At 58.2% G+C, this 19063-nt stretch carries 18 protein-coding genes; 11 read left to right on the top strand and 7 right to left on the bottom strand.

All coding sequences use genetic code 11. The annotated features are described in order from the left end of the window. Positions 1–362: 362 nt before the first annotated feature. Positions 363–2387: a YadA family autotransporter adhesin gene (locus ISN74_RS10040; protein WP_188799191.1), complete on the top strand. Its 2025-nt coding sequence runs from the start codon at positions 363–365 to the stop codon at positions 2385–2387. 488 nt (positions 2388–2875) lie between these two features. Next, positions 2876–4501, top strand: coding sequence for a glycoside hydrolase family 28 protein (locus ISN74_RS10035; protein WP_203546745.1), 1626 nt, complete (start codon positions 2876–2878; stop codon positions 4499–4501). Between the two features lie 62 nt (positions 4502–4563). On the opposite strand, the gene ISN74_RS10030 is transcribed toward ISN74_RS10035, so the two are convergent. The 7 genes from ISN74_RS10030 to ISN74_RS10000 form a co-directional block, all read right to left on the bottom strand. Beyond that, the gene (locus ISN74_RS10030; RefSeq protein ID WP_229679133.1) at positions 4564–5793 is read right to left on the bottom strand and encodes a S8 family serine peptidase; all 1230 of its coding nucleotides are present in this window, start codon (positions 5791–5793) and stop codon (positions 4564–4566) included. Between the two features lie 59 nt (positions 5794–5852). Then, complete coding sequence (locus tag ISN74_RS10025) at positions 5853–6491, bottom strand: anti-sigma factor (RefSeq protein WP_188799189.1); 639 nt, start codon at positions 6489–6491, stop codon at positions 5853–5855. Then, on the bottom strand, positions 6488–7072 hold the full coding sequence (locus ISN74_RS10020) for a sigma-70 family RNA polymerase sigma factor (RefSeq protein ID WP_188799188.1): 585 nt from the start codon (positions 7070–7072) through the stop codon (positions 6488–6490). The genes ISN74_RS10025 and ISN74_RS10020 overlap by 4 nt, the downstream gene beginning before the upstream one ends. 77 nt (positions 7073–7149) lie before the next feature. Beyond that, positions 7150–7920 carry a TorF family putative porin gene (locus ISN74_RS10015; protein ID WP_188799187.1) on the bottom strand — a complete coding sequence of 257 codons (771 nt, stop codon included), beginning with the start codon at positions 7918–7920 and terminating at the stop codon, positions 7150–7152. Between the two features lie 206 nt (positions 7921–8126). After that, positions 8127–8486 carry a c-type cytochrome gene (locus tag ISN74_RS10010; RefSeq protein WP_188799595.1) on the bottom strand — a complete coding sequence of 120 codons (360 nt, stop codon included), beginning with the start codon at positions 8484–8486 and terminating at the stop codon, positions 8127–8129. A 65-nt stretch (positions 8487–8551) separates the two neighbouring features. Further along, positions 8552–9904 carry a cytochrome C gene (locus ISN74_RS10005; RefSeq protein ID WP_229679132.1) on the bottom strand — a complete coding sequence of 451 codons (1353 nt, stop codon included), beginning with the start codon at positions 9902–9904 and terminating at the stop codon, positions 8552–8554. A gap of 47 nt (positions 9905–9951) precedes the next feature. Next, positions 9952–10461 carry a cytochrome b gene (locus ISN74_RS10000; protein ID WP_425488848.1) on the bottom strand — a complete coding sequence of 170 codons (510 nt, stop codon included), beginning with the start codon at positions 10459–10461 and terminating at the stop codon, positions 9952–9954. A gap of 332 nt (positions 10462–10793) precedes the next feature. Here ISN74_RS10000 and ISN74_RS09995 point away from each other — a divergent pair, with 332 nt between their 5' ends. The 9 genes from ISN74_RS09995 to ISN74_RS09955 are packed head-to-tail and all read left to right on the top strand — an operon-like array spanning position 10794 to position 19021. Further along, positions 10794–11231 carry a sugar 3,4-ketoisomerase gene (locus tag ISN74_RS09995; RefSeq protein WP_188799185.1) on the top strand — a complete coding sequence of 146 codons (438 nt, stop codon included), beginning with the start codon at positions 10794–10796 and terminating at the stop codon, positions 11229–11231. Beyond that, positions 11228–11893 carry an acetyltransferase gene (locus tag ISN74_RS09990; RefSeq protein WP_188799184.1) on the top strand — a complete coding sequence of 222 codons (666 nt, stop codon included), beginning with the start codon at positions 11228–11230 and terminating at the stop codon, positions 11891–11893. Before ISN74_RS09995 ends, ISN74_RS09990 begins: the two co-directional genes overlap by 4 nt. 5 nt (positions 11894–11898) lie before the next feature. Further along, the gene (locus tag ISN74_RS09985) at positions 11899–12849 is read left to right on the top strand and encodes a glycoside hydrolase family protein (protein ID WP_188799183.1); all 951 of its coding nucleotides are present in this window, start codon (positions 11899–11901) and stop codon (positions 12847–12849) included. Then, positions 12836–13771: a GNAT family N-acetyltransferase gene (locus ISN74_RS09980; RefSeq protein WP_188799182.1), complete on the top strand. Its 936-nt coding sequence runs from the start codon at positions 12836–12838 to the stop codon at positions 13769–13771. Before ISN74_RS09985 ends, ISN74_RS09980 begins: the two co-directional genes overlap by 14 nt. Then, a complete protein-coding gene (locus ISN74_RS09975; RefSeq protein ID WP_188799181.1) occupies positions 13771–14883 on the top strand; it encodes a DegT/DnrJ/EryC1/StrS family aminotransferase in 1113 nt (370 codons plus the stop codon). The genes ISN74_RS09980 and ISN74_RS09975 overlap by 1 nt, the downstream gene beginning before the upstream one ends. Next, positions 14880–16130, top strand: a complete 1251-nt coding sequence (locus tag ISN74_RS09970) for an O-antigen translocase (protein WP_188799180.1) — start codon at positions 14880–14882, stop codon at positions 16128–16130. The genes ISN74_RS09975 and ISN74_RS09970 overlap by 4 nt, the downstream gene beginning before the upstream one ends. Beyond that, a complete protein-coding gene (locus tag ISN74_RS09965) occupies positions 16127–17059 on the top strand; it encodes a glycosyltransferase family 2 protein (protein ID WP_188799179.1) in 933 nt (310 codons plus the stop codon). The genes ISN74_RS09970 and ISN74_RS09965 overlap by 4 nt, the downstream gene beginning before the upstream one ends. Continuing rightward, positions 17056–18222, top strand: a complete 1167-nt coding sequence (locus ISN74_RS09960; RefSeq protein ID WP_188799178.1) for a hypothetical protein — start codon at positions 17056–17058, stop codon at positions 18220–18222. The genes ISN74_RS09965 and ISN74_RS09960 overlap by 4 nt, the downstream gene beginning before the upstream one ends. Next, positions 18209–19021 (top strand): Wzz/FepE/Etk N-terminal domain-containing protein, encoded by an 813-nt coding sequence (locus ISN74_RS09955; protein WP_188799177.1) that lies wholly within the window; start codon positions 18209–18211, stop codon positions 19019–19021. The genes ISN74_RS09960 and ISN74_RS09955 overlap by 14 nt, the downstream gene beginning before the upstream one ends. The last annotated feature ends 42 nt before the right edge of the window (positions 19022–19063 follow it).

Here is a 19063-nt window from a genome sequence, read left to right as displayed (position 1 = left end):
GGCATAACTTTCGTCCTGAAATGACTTGCAGATGGCCTGCTTATGCCTGGTCTGTCATGGCTTTCGTGATACGTATCACGATAATTGTCCCGTGTGGACAGATATTAGGCCATATCATCCCATGCCATTTAACGGGCCACATTATTACGATGATCATACGGTCCATGCCTGGGCATAGGGTCTATCGGCATAGCATTATTATTTGGTATTCATAGATAGCCGGAAGCATTCAATGCGATTGCCGCATGAACGGGCTGAACGGTTGTCGTTGCCTCTCTACTGATCCCGGGATCTGGAATTACTTGCAATGGCGCACTACTGCGCCAGTGCTTTGTCGTGCACGCCTTTAGAGAGGCATCAAAATGAAAATTCAAAGTATTCATTATTTACTTCGTTTTATTGCGATTATCGCTGGCACTGTTTCGTCGAGCTTGGCTTATGCTGCGGGCACTACCAATACGGCGACGCTTGGTAACGGTGCAGTGGCGAATAACAGCTACGACGTTGCCATTGGATCAGGTGCATTCGCGTCGGGCGATGGGTCTGCCATTAACATGGCGGTTGCCGTTGGATCGGGCGCGCAGGCGGACAAGGCTGGGTCCATTGCTATCGGCGATGCGTGGGATGGCGGCGAAAAGGCAACAGGGCGTGACTCCATTGCCATCGGCACCGCCACAACGGCAACTCAGCAAAGCGCCGTTGCTCTCGGCTTGGGTGCAAGCGCCACGCAAGCCAATGCAGTCGCGCTTGGCGCAGGTTCGGTGACATCAGCCGCCGTGGCGACGTCCAGCCTGGTTATCAACGGCAATACTTATGCGCTTGCCGGTGTTTCACCCACCTCGACCATCAGCGTCGGCAGTGTTGGTAACGAGCGCACCGTTACCAACGTTGCCGCTGGGCGAGTGAGCGCCACCAGTACGGATGCGGTGAATGGCAGTCAGCTTTACGCCGCGGATGCAGCGATCACCGCAGTAAGCAACACGTCGACGAATCTTGGCAGTAGCGTAGCGCTCGGTATAGGCGGGGCAAGCGCCTATGACAGCGCCACCGGAATTCTGACTACGTCACTCAATTACGGCGGTGCCAGCTACAGTTCGATACAGGCGGTGCTGAACCAGATCAGTGGTTCGGTGAACGGTGGCGGTATCAAGTATCTGCACGTGAATTCTGCGCTCGCCGATTCGTCTGCTGCCGGAGTCAACAGTGTTGCTGTCGGTCCTGCTGCAACGGCCGGCACCGCCAATGCGGTATCGATCGGCAATGGGGCGATTGCCAATGCCAATACAGGCGATGTGGCACTGGGGGCCGGTTCCAGTACATCGGCCGTGACAGCCACCGCTGGTACGACGATCGGTGGCACATCCTATGCTTTTGCCGGAGTTGATCCTACCAGTACCGTCAGTGTTGGCGCGACAGGCAGCGAGCGCACTATTACCCATGTGGCAGCGGGACAGATCAGCGCGACCAGTACGGATGCGGTAAATGGCTCGGAGCTGTATGCGACAAATCAAGCCGTGGATGCAGATGCCGCAGCGATCAAGAACCTCAATAACACCGTCGAAAACGTCGTCAATGGCGGCGCCAACAACAGGTACTACCAGGTGAATGGCACCGGCGCGGCGAGTTCGGCCACGGGTGCCAATGCCATAGCGGAAGGTGCCGCGGCGGTGGCGAGTGGCAATGGCAGCATCGCTGAGGGCGGTGGCACCCAAGCGACGGCCGCGGAAAGCACGGCGATTGGTACGGGTGCGAACGCAAGTGGCAAGAACTCGGTTGCCATTGGCACCAATGCAACGGACGGTGGGCAGGCCAATGTGGTCTCGGTGGGTTCCGCCACCGAGCAGCGCCGTATCACCAATGTTGCGGATGGAACCGCTGCCACGGATGCCGTCAACGTCAGTCAGCTCAGCGCGGTGCAGGAAAGTTCGGTTCAATACGACCACAACAGCGATGGCAGTATTGATTACAGCAGTGTCACGCTTGGTGAAGACGGAGCAGCCACGCAGATCCATGATGTGGCCAACGGCGCAGCCACTAATGATGCGGTCAATCTTGGTCAGTTGAACGCCGGCGTGCAGACAGCTGAGGACTGGGCGAAGAATTACACCGATCAGAAATTCCAGGCGATCAGCCAGAGTCTCAACGCCGTGGCCGTCCGTGCCAATGCGGGCATTGCCTCAGCCATCGCCATGGCGGGATTGCCGCAAGCCTATCGCCCTGACCAGAATGCCGCTGCAGTCGCACTTGGAACCTTTCATGGGCAGACCGGGATTGCGGTCGGTATGTCGACGATCTCGGAAGGCGGCCGCTGGGTTTACAAGCTGAACCTTACGGATAATTCGCGTGGCGATGCAGGCGCGAGTGTCGGCGCTGCCATGGCGTGGTGACAACAGACATTGTGGCATAAAAATGGCGCCGACGATGTGAAGGGCATCGTCGGCGCCACCGGGCTTGCCAACGATCCCGCGCGGAGTAACGAGATCGTCTTGCATAGCATTTCCGTGCCCCCTGCACGTTGATAACACAGGTAGCGCGAACCGCTGCGAACCAACTCGACGGGCCGTCGAAGAACGTGATATGCAGCACGCATGCTAGATGTTACGGACGGCTATTTGATTGTCAGCAAGAGCACAAGCTTCGGTTCAATCGGGCCATTTTCGCTTGCCGTGCGAATGATCCTCCAGTGCGGTCATGACGCTTTGATGGCATTGTTAGTGCGTATCACGAAAACATCGGCGCGACCTTTATTGACTGAAAAATAAGCCTGATCAGACAGCATCGGCTTCGTTGTTGGCAGCCTAGACTTTCACGCGAATTTCACTGGCGCGGACTCGTCCGTTGCCCTGCCGATTTATCCATGAAAGCTGGGGAATCCATGTCTCGTACTGCCTTATTGCTGTCTCGCCCTGCGTCATTGACCCGCGCCCTAAGAGCATCGCTCGGGGCTGCAACGCTGATGAGCGCCTTGGGTTGCGCGGCCCAGACGACTGCCAGCGTGACCACCAGTTGGGGTGTGATCGCTGAGCCCTCATTGCCTACGCTCGTATGCAAAACCTTGCTCGCCACACAAACACCGGTAAACGGTTCGCTGGATGCGGTGGATGCCAATCCTGCAAACTCTGCGCCGGATACGGCTCAGATCCAACAGGCCCTCGACAACTGTCCGGCAGGGCAAGCCGTGCACCTGGTGAAGGGCGGTGCAGGGCAGTCTGGTTTTCTGATGGGTCCCATCAATCTCAAATCTGGCGTAACCCTTTGGATTGATAGCGGCGTCACGCTGTTTGCATCACGCAATCCGGCCGACTACGACAACGGGGTAGGGGCCTGCGGTACGGCTACCGCGAACAGCACGCCGTCATGTAATGCGCTGATCCGTCTCGATCACGTCACCCACAGCGGCATCGTGGGTGGTGGTGTCATCGATGGCCGCGGCGGCAGCTTGCTGACCAGCGGACCTAATGCTGGCCGGCGCAGTTGGTGGGATGTGGCATACCAGACGAAAACCTCCAACGTGAACCAGCAGAATCCGCGTCTGTTGAACGCGAATGGTGGTGGCAGTTTTGTGCTGTACGGCGTTGCGTTTGAGAACGCACCCAATTTTCACATCGCGCTGGATGCTATGGATGGCGTGATTGCATGGGGCATCAAGATCCTGTCGCCGAGCTTGGTCTATAGCAAGCCCGGCTACGCCTGTCCCAAAGGCACTACGCCTGATCAAGTGACACCGGCCACCTGTTTTACGCCTGACACGGTCAAGAATACGGATGGTTTCGATCCGGGCGAATCAAGTCACGTGCTGCTTGCATACTCGTATGTCAGCGACGGTGACGACCATGTGGCGGTCAAGGCGGGATCAGGCGCCGGTTCGCATGATCTGATGTTTGCGCACAACCATCTTTACTATGGACATGGCCTGTCGATCGGCAGCGAAACCAATACTGGTGTCAGCAACGTCGCGGTCGAAGATCTCTCGGTGGACGGCTATGACAGCCCCAATGGCGTAGGCATACGTATCAAGTCCGATGCCTCGCGAGGTGGCGTGGTCAGCGCGGTGAGCTATCAGGACATTTGCATGCGCAACGTGCATGAACCGATGGCTTTCGACGCGTTTTACAGTGCCGCCAAGGGCAAGTCTTATCCCTGGTTCAAGGGCATCACCATCAACGGATTTCACGATACCGGAAGCGTGAGCTATGGCGGCGGAGAACTCGTGTTTGCGGCATACGCCAAATATCCTTTACAAATCAGCATGCAGAACGTGCAGTTCGATGGCGAGCAGCCCACTTTGGCGATGAAGGGGCATAACGGCAGTCCGAGCCAACTGCCTGCCAATACCGATTTCAGTTTTGGGCCAACGCCAGTGAGCTTTGCCGGCAATCTGGAGACAAAGCAGGGAACAGGTGACGTCGTCACCAATTCAGTGAACGCATCGTCGAGTCCTGTCGATTGTTCTGACGCCTTCGTTCCGATGAGCAGTGTACTGTCGGATTCGCCTATCTGATTGACGCTCTTTCCCTGCTTGTCACCGTGGGGCAAGCAGGGAAAAGAGTTGTTCTGGATAACTTAAGGCGAGCTTTTCATCTTGCTATGCAAGGCGGTCAATGCCGCGGCCGCATTAACCTGCAACGTTCCGTTGCTGACCTTGCTGCTTTGAAGCAGCAGCTGATGCACCGTATGCGCGTCGAGCTTCGGGGCCAGTGATAACAACAACGCGACGATACCACTAACGTGCGCAGCGGCCATGGATGAGCCGGAGGTGAAGTCGTATCTGCCACCCGGTTGGGTGGTGAGAATATCTTCCCCGGGTGCACTCAAGATGTCTGGTGATGCGGATGATGCGCCGCTCATACGTACAACGATGACGCCTGGTGCGTTGTCGGGAAAGCCGCCAAGATCGCCATTTGGTGGCAACGCCGCCACGACGATGCGTCCTTGATCCAGTAATTGGGTCAGGAGCTTGTCGAGCAGCGGGTCGGCAGGACCGCCCAGGCTCAGATTGATGATGCGGGCATTGGTATCAATGATGGCCGCTAATGCTTTGGCCAGCGTAAAGGAATTGCAGTGTGCGCCGGAGCCCGGTGTTGTCGCATACCAGCAAGCTTTGTAGATACTGAGTTCCGCCTTGGGCGCAATGCCAACAATGCCTTGGTGATTGTCGGCATCCGCGGCGATGATGCCGGCGACTTCCGTGCCGTGGTGGTCATGATTGAACGCCGTGGCGTCGTCATCCACCAGATTGTGCGTATCGTGGATGCGGCCCTGCAAGTCCGGATGCGCGGTGTCGACACCCGTATCGACAATCGCGACATGCACGCCATCACCCTGACTGACGGTTTGCGCCAGTGCAGCATCGGTTTGCACGAATCCACGTTGCAGATTGACATAGGGATCGTTGTAGTGATGCGTGTCCTGGGTTGCATCCGCGTAGACGGCATAATCCTGAAGCGGTTGCGCAAGTTGAACGCGACTGTCCTTGGCAAGCTTTTTCAGCATGTCATCGCGTACAACACCCGGCGGTATTTCCAGGACAACGCAATAGACGCCAAGCGCCTTGATTGGCCAGCCGGCGACCTGGCGCAGTCCGTAGCTTTGTTTCAGGTCAGTAAGCGCGGAGGCCGCACGCTGCCCCGCACCGTAATAACCCGGTGGCGCATAGCCCAGCAGACTGGAGCCAGCATGCGTAGATGGCGGTTCGATCGGGTTGGCGACCGCCAGCACGATGTCACGCTGACTGTCCATGGATGACACGGACGCGGCCGATGCTGCGACCTGATGATCCGATGCGGCCGCCATGGACGGATGCAACCATGAGCTAAGGATAACCAGGGTCGAGAAAACAAGAGCAGCATGCTTCATGGCGTATCGCTGACAGGCTCCGCCAGGCGAACGCCGCGCGATGCTCGCAACTGCTGCAAGGTGTTCTGCGCCAGTGGCGTGGCATTTGTCGGAGCAAGCGTATACGCACCCACATCATTGGGGCCGCCGACAACCTGCAATTGCAGCGAATGCAGCAGGGCATTCCAGTCGGCCAGCGTCATGCTTGCATCGGGTACGACGCGGATCGCACCCGCCGCCTCCTGTAATGGCTCCTGGCTGAGCGTGCGATAGGAAGCGCTCTGGTTACTCAAGCCGAGCTTGAGTCCCATGGCCCCAATGCCAATCGCTTGCAGTAACACCGCAGCTACGAGCGCGCGAGTCAGCCAGCCTCCGGTGCGTGTACGCAAGGGTTGCTGTTCAGGTGTGGGGGTGTCGAGCCGGCCAAGCAGGCGCTGCAGACCAGCTTCGACATCAACTGGGATATCCGATGGCAACGACATGGCGGTCCGCAGGCGGGTCTGCTGGGCGAATTCAGCTCTGCATGCTTCGCAATGGGCGAGATGCTTCATCAGCCAGTCGTTTTGTTCTTGCGTGGCGCTGTTTTGTAGAACCCATGGCATGGCTTCCCATGCACGCGGGCAATCCGGGCTGGAGTAGGTCGGTAAAGTGGTCATGGCGCGCTCTCTTTGAAGGTGGACGAGCCTTCGGCCAGGGCGGGAAGTACGTTGCGAAGTTTGACACGCGCATGGAACAGCCGTGCTTTGATGGTGCCTACCGGGCACTGCATGATGGTGGCGACGTCATCGAGCGTGTGGCCTGTGCCATAGACCAGTTCGATCACCACGCGCTGGTCAGCGGACAGGCGTTCAAGCCCTTTGCCCAGCCAGTCGCGCAATTCACGGTCTTCATTCGGATCCGTGGCGGGGATGCGTTCTTCCGGTATGGCGCTATCGTCGACGGGCTCATCGCCACGTTGCCGCAGGGCTTTCAATCCACAGCGGTAGGCGATACCCATGATCCAGGTGGAAACGCGCGATTCCCCACGGAATTCACCGGCTTTTTGCCAGGCAATCCAGAAGCAGTCGTTAATCACTTCCTCGATGACATCGGCGCGCCGGGTCTGACGCGACAGAAAGCGGCATAGTCGGCCGTGATAGCTGCGATAAAGCGTGGCTAGTGCGGCGCGGTCTCCGGCTGCCATGCGTTGCAACAGCAGGCGGTCAGTGGCATCGGAGTGGATATCGGCGTCATTCATGGGATCAAGGCGAGGTGGCCCAATGGCATTCGGTTCGCTATTTGGTGCCGTATGGGTGCCGAAAGGTTGCCTTTACATCAGAAAGACCACGATATCGTGGCCACCCATGGGGCGGCCGCCACCCCGTTTGCCTGCCGTCCAATATTCGGGGAGGTGGCGATCCGCTCAAGCTCTACCCGCCAGGGAGCCTCATCCCAGATCAGGCCGGCATGGCCGTAGCCGTAGTATGAACCTAGATGGCTGGCGCGGTATTCATAGGCATAGCCTCCATACCCCCGGATGAGCAGGGGCTGGGTGACTCCAGCGCCCGCAGAGAAGGAGAGGTGCCAGGGCAGCGGCCAGTGGAAGTCCACGTCGGCGGCACCTCTGGGTTGGTGGTCGTTGCCATTGGTCAGGTAGATCGCCGAGAGACCGAAGGTCATTACGTCCCGGTACATCCAGTTCACGCTGGTTTCGGCGCGATCGAAGCTGCTCGCAGCATTGTTGCCCGGATAGGCGTAGTAGCTTGCCCCGGCCTGCAGACGCCAATCATCGGAAAGCGACCAATAGTAGGCGCCCAGGGCCTGTGCCTCGGCAGCGTGTCCCGGGTCGCGCGTCTCGGTGCTCGCGGACAGGCCAAGCGCCCAACCTGTGGTGGAAGAGGCCCAGGACACGGCGCCTTGCAGGATGGGTGTTACCGGGGTGAGCGCGATGCCTCGGTCGACTAGTTGCGAACTCAGGCCCACCGTCGCGTTCAGGCCGCTCGTCTGGGCATGCAAGGGCATGCAGGCGATCACGAACGCAAGTCCGAACGTGAAACGATGTCGGCGCCAGATGGCCTTTGCACAAGACAGATGCGGCGGCGTCATAGATCTTGCTTGTGTTGGCGCACGAGAACGGCGCCGTGAAAGCGCCATGGCCACGGCGAGTTGCACCCCTTGATTGATCGCTGGGGGCCGTTGTGTGACATCACTTCATGATTCGAATAACCGTGCGTCGCTGTGTTTCAGGGCAGTTCTGCCTTGCAAAGATCCCACTATGCTTATAGTTGACCCTTCAAGACAAGGACATGTCTTCAGTGGAAGGTGCCGAGGTAGGTAATGACATCATCCAGCTGTTTCGGATCATCCAGGCCGTCATATTTCATCTTGGCACCGGGAATCGCCTGCTTGGCTGGCTGTGACAGGTAGTCATGCAGTTTTTCCGGTGACCATACCCAGTGAACCTGTTTCATGGCGTCCGAATAAGCGTAGTCGGGGAGCGTGCCGGCCGTGCGGCCCACGACACCGAAAAGGCTAGGACCTTTTTTGTTGCGGCCTTCCTTGATGCTGTGGCAATCGGCGCACTCGGCCTTGAAGACATCCGCCCCGGCGCTGGCATCGCCTGCCTGTACAGCGGGGAGCACAAGCATCCAGCCGGCGAAAAGACCCATCATGAAAGTTGCACGTAAAAACCGCCCCGAAATCCACTTGCTCACGCACTCACTCCTGTTGATATGGTTTAGAACGCAACGCTTGCGGAAAGCAGGAAAGCATCGAGATCCCGCGCATCGGTAATTACGGCGCCCGATTCAGGGTCGACACCAAAAACATTCGTGACACTGCCGTTGTACCGGGTGAATCGGAACCAGGTGGCGGCGAGTTTCATGTTGGCAATGGAAGTAAGCGAATCATCCTTGCCGAACGGTGCCCAGAACAGGGTGAATGAATTGCTGGTGGTATCCGGATCGCCATACGGCACATAGCGCACGATGTCGTGCGTGCCCGAACTCACCAGGTGAGACACGACCACGCCATAGCTCTGCTTGAACGTGTAGCTCACGGTCAGTGTCTGATCATGGACGGTGCCGTTGGGCTGAGCGATCAGGCCGGGTAGCGAGCCGATAGGCGTGGTGGCATATTTGCGCCGCTCCAGAATGTTCACGTACGCCAGCTGCAGGATGTTTTCGCGATTGCCCAGGTATTGATACGTAAGGTCGTAACCAAGATCAGTCACTTCCTCGGTGGGGCCTGTGCGCGGAAGCTGCCGTCGCGTGGTCAGGCCGACCAGGCCGGCGGAGAAGAACTGACGCTTGAGATCCTTCATGTACGCAAAGCGTGCGTAGCCGGTGTCACTAAGCTTGCCCGGATCACCGGAAATGGAATAACCAAGGTGATCCTGCATGGAAGTCGGCAGCGCGTTGTAGGTGCCGATTTCGCCGTACCAGTCGTTGCCATACAGTGCGTAGACACTGGCACCAATAACGCGATGCGCCAGCGTGTTGGAGCTTGATGGGTTGAGCAGGGTGCCGGATACCGTTGGCGGTCCGTTTTCCGTGGCGGCCGGCAACGCGTCCACCGGGTCGTTGAAGCCGGGATTGTTGTTGACGGTAACGCCGATCGCCGCTTCTTTGCCGCCGAGCTTAAGGTCCTTGGCGACAAAACGCAGATCCATATCGCTCAGCTGGGTGTTGAACTTGTTATTACCCTCATTGACGGATGCTACCTTCACATAGCCACCGATCTGGTCGGTGACGCGTCCGGCCAAATACAGGTCGGCCTCGCTCAGCTCATTCGTGCTTTGACCTTGTGTGGGTACCGTGCGCGTGCCGGTAATCTGCATGGCTGCCGGAATCTTGAACCCGCTGCCATCCGTGTCGGTATACCCGTTGGCTTTGAAACGCATGCCATAAGGCGTCAACGCCGGGCCGTAGGAGCCCGCATGACAATCGGCGCAGGCTGCGCCTGTCTGGCGTGCATAAGCCGGCACTGCATGCGCGGTAGTGCTGGCAAGCAAGGGGATGGCGGCCAAGCCGTACCATAGGTGGAGGTTCCTGGGCCGGCAGCTTGCACGCCAGTTCAAAGCAGGTGACATGAGGTTTCCTTGTGTCGGCCGGATGGGGCGTAGCGGCATAGACAGCTTCATCGGCGGCGGCCCGGCAGCATCTTGCGCAAGATGTCATCGCGCAGAATGAAGTGATGCCAGAGCGCCGCTGAAACGTGCAGAATGACCAGCGCAAGCAATAGCCATGCAGCGTCCACGTGCCAGGTTTGCAAGCTGTCCGCCAGGTCGTCGTCTGCACCGACAAGGGCGGGTAGCGTGGCGCCGAACAGGTGCACAGGCTTGCCCTGAGCGCTACTCAGTGCCCAGCCCAGCAAAGGCAGGGCAAGTAATAGGGCATACATCACAATGTGTGTCAGCGCAGCAGCGGCACGGGTGAATGCCGGCATGTTCGCAGTGCTGGCCAGACGACCTACCCGCAACCGGACAGTGATCCGTATCACGAACAGCATCAACACAAACAGGCCGAAGTGGCGATGACCTTCAAGCAGCCATTGGCGCAACGCCCGCCCGCTGACTTCGTCGCGAAGCAGAATCAATCCAGCCGCACCGCACAGGCAGAACACGGTCAGCCAGTGCAGCAGCACGATCTTTCGCGGATGCCGTAGTGCCGTATCCTCGATTTTCAGCTGTGTATCAGCACCCGGCGTAAATGCCACTTTGTTGCGTGATGCCGAAACAACCCTGTCATCAGCTGCGTTTTTTCTTGCCGGCGCCATCCTCTCCACCCCAAGTTGATTCCGGTCCGTGTCGTGACAGTTACGCCAACTGAAAAAAGGGACCTTTTGGGCTGAGTGCTGGGTGTTCGATGAAAGGTTGCATTAGCCGGACTGCGGCAGTTTTTATCGGCGCAACCTTTCACCAGTCCAGCGGCACTTAACCCATGAACCGTTTCTTTCGAACATTCATGGGCGCCTGGCACATGCAAATCGAACGCATCCAGTTGCAGCAGCATGGCGACGATCGCGGCATGCTCATTGCCTTGGAGAAGGATCGCAACGTGCCTTTCGACATCAGGCGCGTCTATTACATGTTTGCCACGCGCGGCGAAGTTCATCGCGGCCGGCATGCGCACCGTCACCTGCGTCAACTGGTGGTGACGGTGCGCGGCTCAGTCACGATCCTGCTCGATGACGGCGATGGGCCTACCGAGGTACAGCTGGACGATCCGTCGCAGGGCCTGCTGCTCGGCCGCATGGTCTGGCGCGAACTTTACAATTTCAGCGAAGACTGCGTACTGATGGTGTTGGCCGACCAGTTTTACGACGCGGCCGATTACATCACCAACTACGACGAATTCCTGCGCGAGGCCAGAGCGGGTCTGCGAATGGCCGCTTATGACGGGGACGTGGCGGCATGACAAGGCCGTTGGTACTTATCGGCGCAGGCGAATTTGCGCAGATCGCCTGTGAGTACTTTCAGCACGACAGCGACTACGATGTAGTCGCTTTCAGTGTGGAACGCGAATACATCACCCGGCCGATGCTGGCGGATCGTCCGGTGGTGGCTTACGAAGCACTGGAACAGTTGTATCCAGCCGCGCAGGTCGATGTCTTTGTCGCCATTCCGGCAAGTCAGCTCAATCGGCTGCGCACCCGCTTTTATCAGGATGCGAAACGCAAATCCTATCGCTTTGCCACATATATCAGCTCACGTGCTTTCGTATGGCGCAATGCGGAGTTCGGTGAAAACAGCTTCATCTTTGAAAACAACGTAATCCAGCCATTCGTGCACATTGGCAATAACTGTATTCTGTGGAGCGGCAATCATGTTGGACATCGAACGGTTGTGCACGACAACGTGTTCATTGCTTCGCATGCGGTGATTTCCGGTTATTGCGAGATCGGCGACTCGAGCTTTGTTGGCGTGAATACGACATTCAATGATCGCGTGAAGATTGCCCGAGATTGCGTGATTGGGTCCGGTGCGCTGGTGGTGCGGGATACAGAGCCCGGCTGCGTCTACGTCGGGTCCCCGGCACGTGCGCTACCTGATCGCTCCAGCCTTGACGTGAGTCTCTGATACCTATGCTCGCGTGGAACAAGCGAGGACTTGTCTTCGAGACCGCACGGTATGCCGTAGGCAGCTGGATGCAACACTCCGCGCTCACGCCTACGCCTTATCGCATCGATGAAGAAACCATTCGGGTCTATGCCGGGTTTCGCGATGCCGAGGGTATCAGCCGTATCGGCTATGTCGATGTACGGGCAGAGGATCCGACTGCGGTGGTAGGGGTCAGTGCCGAGCCAGTGCTGGATATCGGGCGAGGCGGTTGCTTCGACGATAATGGCATGATCCTGGGCGATGTGGTCGATGCGCCCGGTGGACTGCACATGTTCTACGTGGGTTTTCAGCGTGTGGCCAGGGCCAAGTTCCTGGCTTTCACGGGACTGGCGATCTCTACGGATGGTGGCAACCATTTCCAGCGAATGCAGGAAACGCCCATCCTTGACCGCGGTCCGGGGCGGAGCACGATTGCAGCTGTGCATTCGGTGATGCGCGAGAACGGACGATGGCGTCTCTGGTACGTCGTGGGCGATGACTGGGAAGACATCCATGGTCAGCCTTATCCGCGCTATCACATTCGTTATGTGGAAACGGATGATCTTGGCGCCATACCGCGCGAGGATCATGTCTGTCTGTTACCGCGCGGCAAGGAATACCGCATCGGCCGTCCGCGCGTTTACCGGATCGGCGGCAAGTACGTCATGTATTTCACCTGCGGTCGCATCACCGGTGAATACTTTCCTGGTTTTGCTTGCAGCGACGATGGTATCTACTGGGAACGCCGCGATGAGTCGCTCGGCATCAGTCTCTCAAGCACTGGCTGGGATTCCAGAACACTTTGCTATCCCGCGCTGATCCGTCAGCGCGACAAGCTGTTGATGTTCTACAACGGCAATGACATGGGTGTGGACGGTTTTGGGGTGGCCGAAGCCGGCATGGCAGATGAGGGCGTTACGCATGCTTTCGCTTAAGCCATACGCACCTGCCGATGCGGCAGCCTGGGATGACGTGGTGGCGTGCTCCAGGAATGGCAATCTGCTCCATCGGCGCGGTTACATGGATTACCACGCAGACCGCTTCATCGATTGTTCGCTGATCGTGGAGCGGGATGGACAGGCAATCGCCGTGCTCCCTGCAAGCATCAAGGACGGCGTGGTAACCAGTCACGGCGGACTTACCTATGCCGGGCTGATCACCACGCAGGCCATGCGCGCCGAATGGGCGTTGGAGGTCTTCGAGCTGATCGGTGAACACTATCGGCTGCGGGGCGTGGAGCGTCTCCTATACAAGGCTATCCCGCATGTGTTCCACAACTATCCTGCGGAAGAAGACTTGTACGCACTGCACCGGCTCGGTGCCCGACTAAAACGGCGCGACGTATCCTCGGTGATTGCCTTGCGCGAGCCGTTTCGTTTCTCCGAAGGGCGCAGGCGCGGCGTCAACAAAGCAAAGAAGTCGGCAATCAGTCTGCACGCCAGTAACGATCTGGCTGCTTTTCATGCGTTGCTTTCCGATATGTTGCTCAGCCGCCACGATGCGACCCCAACGCACAGCTTGCCGGAGCTTTGCCTGTTGCGTGAGCGCTACCCCACGCAAATCGTGCTACATGAGGCGAGGGACAGTGATACTTTGCTGGCAGGCGTGCTGGTCTACGATTTTGGCCGAACGGTGCACACGCAGTACCTGGCCACTTCGGAGCAAGGGCGGGACAGCAATGCGCTTAATGTACTGCTGGCCGAGCTGATCGAAAACACGTACGCGGACCGGCACTATTTTTCGCTCGGCATTTCCACCGAGCGGGAAGGGCAGTGGCTCAACAGTGGCTTAGTCACGCAGAAAGAACATTTCGGCGCGCGCGCCGTGGTGCATGATTTCTACGAATGGGGGCTTTGATGGACGTCCCATTCCTCAGTCTCCGAGATATCAATGCTCGTCATGCTGACGAGCTGAAGGCCGCTGCCGCGCGTGTCATTGATTCGGGCTGGTACGTGCTCGGGCAGGAGGTGGCCGCATTCGAGCGGGAATTTGCCGATTATTGCGGCGCAAGCCATGCCGTTGGCGTAGGTAACGGGCTTGATGCGCTTACGCTGATCTTGCGCGCCTACCAAGAGCTTGGCGCACTTGAAAGCGGCGATGAGGTCATCGTCCCTGGCAATACCTTTATCGCCAGTTTTCTAGCCATCACCGAAAACCGACTGGTGCCGGTACCGGTCGAGCCTGACCCGGCCAGTTTCAATCTTGATCCGGCATGCGTACAGGCAGCGATCGGTCCTCGCACGCGCGCCATCATGGCCGTGCATCTGTATGGCCAGTTGGCGGATATGTCAGCTCTGGCTGAACTGGCCAGACAGCACAATTTGCTGCTGATCGAGGATGCCGCGCAGGCGCATGGTGCGATGCGCGAGGGCCGCAAGGCTGGCACGTTCGGTCATGCTGCCGGTTTCAGCTTTTTCCCAGGCAAAAATCTTGGTGCCCTGGGTGATGGTGGCGCTGTCGTGACCAGTGACAGCGTGCTGGCAGGCCGTGTCGCCGCACTGCGTAATTATGGTTCCGAAGTGAAATATCGCCATCTCAATCAGGGCATCAATTCACGGCTGGACGAGATGCAGGCGGCTTTGTTGCGAGTGAAGCTGAAGTATCTGGATGAAGATACGGCGCAGCGGCGCCGGATCGCACGACATTATCGCGAAGGCATCTGCCATCCTTCGATCCTGTTGCCTCAAGTACGGCAGGAGGAGAGTCATGCCTGGCATCTTTTCGTCGTGCGTTGCCAGCGGCGTGACGCATTGCAACGCCATCTACAGACGCGGGGCGTGCATAGCCAGGTGCATTATCCCGTGCCGCCGCACCGGCAGCCGGCCTATCCGGACTTGCATCGGCTTACCTTGCCGCTGACCGAGCAATTGCACGACGAAGTGCTGAGCCTGCCAATGAGCCCGGCGTTGCGCGACGAAGATGCCGATCGCGTCATCGCCGCCTGCCAGAGCTTCGAGTGTCCGGCATGAGCATCGTCCGCACTGGCTTTTACTCGAGCCTCGCCACGGCCGCCAGACTCGTCGCGGGATTGACGGTGATCAAGCTGGTTGCCTGGTATGCAGGGCCACAAGGTGTGGGCAGGCTGGGGCAGTTCATGGGTTTGATGTCGTTGCTTGCTGTGCTGGCTGGTGGCGGCATCAGCTCAGGCATCGTCAAATATGTCGCAGAATACCGTCACGACACGGAAAGGCTTTCGCGCCTGCTGGCAGCGGCTCTCTGGTATGCGCTCGCAGCCTCGTGCCTGATCGGCTGCGCGGCATTGTTGTTCAGTCATCCCATCACGTTGTGGTTGCTCGGCGACGTGCATTACGAAAATCTGGTCCGCGTGCTAGCAGCTGCACAACTGGGTATTGCACTGATTAATTACATCCTGGCTGTGATCAACGGTTTTATGGACGTGCGCCGGCTAGCTTTCATCCAGGTGTTGGGAGCGTTGCTTAGCGTGGTTATGGTGGCTGGCTTATCCTGGTGGCTGCACTTGTATGGCGCCTTGCTGGCGTTGGTGCTGAGCCAGGTGCTGCTGCTGATGGTCGGCGTGCCTGCATGGTGGCGCAGCCCTTATTTTCAGCGCAGCATGCTGCGTATCCGGTTCGATGCCGAAATGACCCGGCGGCTGGCCGCCTTTTCCGTGATGACGCTGACTTCGTCATTGCTTCCACTGCTGATCAATATCGCGGTTCGGGATCACCTTGCGCGGCAATTTGGCTGGGATCACGTGGGCTATTGGCAGGCCGTGAGCAGAGTGTCCGACGCGTACCTGCTGTTTCTTACCACCGCCATCAATATCTATTACCTGCCCAGGCTCGCGGCCATTAATGATCGGGCTTCGCTGACGCTCGAGCTGCGCAATGCCTGTCGCCATCTGTTACCGGCAGTGATGATGTTGGCGGCGACGATCTACGTTTTACGTGAATGGCTGACCCGACTGCTGTTCAGCGCGGACTTCGTCGCAGCCAATTCCCTCTATGCGCCGCAGTTGGCCGGAGACGTGATCAAGATCACCTCGTTTTTGCTTTCCTATCTGATGCTGGCGAAGGCCATGACGCGTGTGTTCGTGATTAGTGAATGCGTGTTCGGACTGAGCTATTTGGCCCTGGTTTATGCATTTACATCGTCATTCGGCCTGATTGGCGCGATGTACGCGTTTGCGGTCAATTATGTGCTGTATCTGGCCTTCAATCTGTGGGTGGCGAGACGCTACCTGGAGGCGTTATGAGTGCGCACGGGAAATTGCCGCTGGTGTCTGTGCTGATTCCTGCGTTCAACCATGAACGTTTTGTGCAGCGTTGTTTGGACAGCGTGTTGGAAGATCCTTATCCCGCCAAGGAAATCATCGTCATTGATGATGGTTCGACCGATCGTACGGCTGCATGCATTGCTGACTGGCTTGCGCGGCATGGTCACGAATTGCATGTGGAATTCGTGCGACGGGGAAACCGGGGTATCAGCGCCACCTTGAACGAACTGGCGGCACGCGCGAGAGGGGAGTTCCTGCGCCTGGGCGCCAGCGATGATTATCTGCTTCCCGGCGGCACAGAAGCCCTCGTCCGATACCTGCTTTCACGTCCACTGAAGCGTGCCGTCATCGGCGATTCGATGGTGGTGGATGCCGAAGGCAACAAGCTGCACGACAGCGGTATGCGCGACCTGCATGGCGCCGACAAGCGTCTTTATGATTCCGATGAAGGCATCAAGCGTGCCGTCATCAGCCGGTGGGCGATCGGCGGCCCGGTTGCCTTGCTTCGCAAGAATGCGCTCGAAACAGTCGATCGATGGACGGAAGGGCTGCGAATCGATGATTGGGACTTTTTCCTGCGCCTCGCAGCTTGCGATGCGCTTGGCTTTATTGATGTCAGTGTCTGCGCCTATCGCTTGCATGGCAATAATGTTAGCAAGACCCGTCATGCTGCCACGCGTATCGTCAACCTGAGCGAGTCCCGGCAGGTTGCGCTGCGCCGGGCGGGGCTGTTCGAGGAGCCTTATCGCAGCCTGCTCAAGGCACAAGTGCATTACATCAGCGCCAAGATCGCCTTTCTACAAAAGCAACCATTTTCGCTTGCCGTTCATATGCTTGCTTTTGTGCTGCTGCGATGGAGTTCGAAGATCCGTCTGCCCTGGACAGGCGCAACGCTGGAGAAAGCATGAAGCGGTTGTTGCTTTGGCCGTCTGCCTATCTGAGCGTGCCGATTCTCTTCGCCTGCGGGGTAACCGTACTCACCTACGATTTGCCCAATGATTACTGGCAAGGTGTGCTGTTGCTGGCTGCAGTTGCACTGGTCATCTTGTTTTTCGACGGTATTGCGGGGCCACGCCTTCCGACACCCCAGCTACTCCGCCTGCGTAGTTATGTCGGTACGCGCGAATCGTTGGTGGGATTGGGCTATGCCGGCATGGTGCTGCTTTTCTGTCTGCTGGATCTGACGCTGTTTCCGGTTCCACTGCTGGACAATCCGTCTTCCTACGCCACGATCGAAGGTGGGCATGAACATATTCGGCATATTTCCGATATGTGCTGGACCTTGCCGCCCATCGGCTGGCTTTGTGTACGGAGTCGGTGGCTGCGCAATCTGCTGATATTTGCTGGTATCGCTTTTCCCATTTTGGTGATCGATCGCAACCGGATTTTCGCTTCGTTGTTTTCGCTTGCCCTTGTAGCCGCGCTGCGTCGGGACGAAGCAAGGCCGCTGCCCTGGAAGCTCATCGTCTTTCTTGGGCTCCTGGGTGGTAGCGCGTTTTCGGTGCTCGGCATGCTGCGGTCGGGTTCGCTGGATACGGTCAGCTTGCCGTTCAGCGCCATGTACCGTGCTGCGCCGGAAGGCATCAAGTGGCTGCTGCTATATATCAGCGCCGGTCCGTACAACTTCGGTGCCATCCTGGCTAAGCATTACGGCAACGCCAGCTTCCTGGTCAATCAACTGGTGCCGTTGAGCGGCTCCATCGCCACAGCCGGCACCGATATCCCGCTGGATGCGCCCAATATCAACGTTGGCACCGAGTTCTTTCCTTTCTTGATGGCGTGGGGCGCGTACGGGGCGGTCGCTTCGATCCTGGTGCTGTATGGATTGATGGCGTGGAGCGTGCGGCGTGTCGCCGCCTCGGTGTCGTTGTTTTCGCTGCTCATTTTTCTACGGGCAACTTACGTCTGCGTCATGTCGCCTTTTGCACCACAGGCCTACACCTGGACCAACTTCGGCTTCATCGGCCTCTGTCTGGTCATGCAGGTGCTTGCAGCCTGGCTGCCGAACAGGAATGCCGCACTGCCCATCCGCATGCTTTCTTATGAGTCAGACACCCATGCAACGAGATGAAATCTATCTGATCGACCTATGGCGCATGCTTGCCCGGCAATGGCGATGGTTCACCGCCACATTGATTGTGACGCTGGCTGTCACCTTCGCGTTTCTGCATGCCGTGAAACCCCAGTGGCAAGCCACGGCATGGATTCAGATCGGCCAGGTTGGCAATGCACCAACGGGACAGGACCCTAAGGCCGAGCCGTTACTGCGTGTGATCGAGCGTTTGCAACTGATACCGTTCCAGGATCAGGTGTTGAGCAGCATAGGTGTGTCGTCGGATACGCCTGAAGGTGCGCTTTACCGCAAGAGCCTCAAGCTGGAGCCGATGCCTTATGCCGGGCCGTTGGTAAAGCTCAGCGTACGCGCCCAATCACCGCAACAAGCCGCCGAACTGGCCACAGCAACGGTTGCGCAACTGCAGGCGGTGCACCGTGAGTTGGAGGCGGCACCCTTGCAACTTGCTCATGCGCGGCTGGACGAGGTGCAGGCCGATCTGCAAAAAGCCACGGCCGAAAGAGATGGTTTGCTGCAGGCCGCATCGCAGGATAGGGATCGTCTTTCCAGTGTCTTGTTGGTCAGCGTAGACGAAGAGATTCAGACCCTGAAGCAAACGCGCGGGGAACTGCTCGTCCGACTGGGCGCTAACTACACCTACGACACGTCGCTCGTGTGGCCGGTCTATGTTCCAACTAATCAGGCGTTTCCCAATGCCGCGCTGATCTGGGGGGCAGGACTGCTGTTGGGATTGTTCTTCGGGATGCTGGTGGCCATTGCCAGGGATGCCTTGTGCCGGGCGCGGGCGCCGACATAGCTCCTCGCCAAATAGGTGGCACAACCAAAATGCCCCCTGTCG

This window comes from Dyella caseinilytica (assembly GCF_016865235.1).
GTDB lineage: Bacteria > Pseudomonadota > Gammaproteobacteria > Xanthomonadales > Rhodanobacteraceae > Dyella_B > Dyella_B caseinilytica.
This window is presented reverse-complemented; position numbering and strand designations above follow the sequence as displayed.